This is a genomic window from Bowmanella yangjiangensis (assembly GCF_017255015.1).
Taxonomy (GTDB): Bacteria; Pseudomonadota; Gammaproteobacteria; order Enterobacterales; family Alteromonadaceae; genus Bowmanella; species Bowmanella yangjiangensis.
The window spans coordinates 1-614 of the sequence record NZ_JAFKCS010000457.1 but is presented as its reverse complement, the minus strand read 5'-3'; the positions used below and the strand labels follow the sequence as shown (position 1 = coordinate 614).

The following is a 614-nucleotide window of genomic DNA, read 5'->3' as shown; positions in this document are numbered from 1 at the left end:
GCCTGCCCGGCATGGACGGCCGCGAACTGGTGCAGAACGCCCGCCAGGTGCGGCCGACCCTGCCAGTGTTGTTCGCCAGCGGCTATGACGAGCGCGAACTGCTGGAGGAAGTGCGCAGCCGCGACGCCGGGGCCGCCACGGCCAGCATCGTCAAGCCCTACGACTTCGGGCTGCTGGCCAGCCGCCTGAGCGAGCTGCTCGAGGCCTGAGGCCGCGACGACGGCAGGTGCCGCCATGCATCGCCGGTCATCATCCTCATCGATAGCGCTTGCCTGCCGGCACGACTCACCCCCAGGCTGACTCGATCAGCCACCGAGTAAGTCGCCATGCCCAGCCTCAACCCCAGCCGCGAACAGATGCGCGCATTCGCCGAAGCGATGCCGGCCGATACGCCGATCGTGATGCTCAACCTGCTGCGTTTCAGCCCCCAGGCCAACTACCCCTCGGGCAGTGACGAGACACCCTGCAGCGGGCGCGAGGCCTACGCGCGCTACAGCCGTACGGCGCTGGCCAAGGTGCGCGGCGTCGGTGGCGAAGTGCAGTGGCTGGGCACGGCCCATGTCGCCGTCATCGCGCCAAACGACGAGCACTGGGACCAGGTCCTGCTGGTGCGC

At 69.2% G+C, this 614-nt stretch carries 2 pseudogenes; both read left to right on the top strand.

Going from position 1 to position 614, the window contains the following annotated elements:
• A pseudogene (locus J0A65_RS25130) lies at positions 1 to 209 on the top strand (response regulator); the annotation flags it as partial.
• A 117-nt stretch (positions 210 to 326) separates the two neighbouring features.
• Positions 327 to 614, top strand: a pseudogene (locus J0A65_RS25125) (DUF1330 domain-containing protein); the annotation flags it as partial.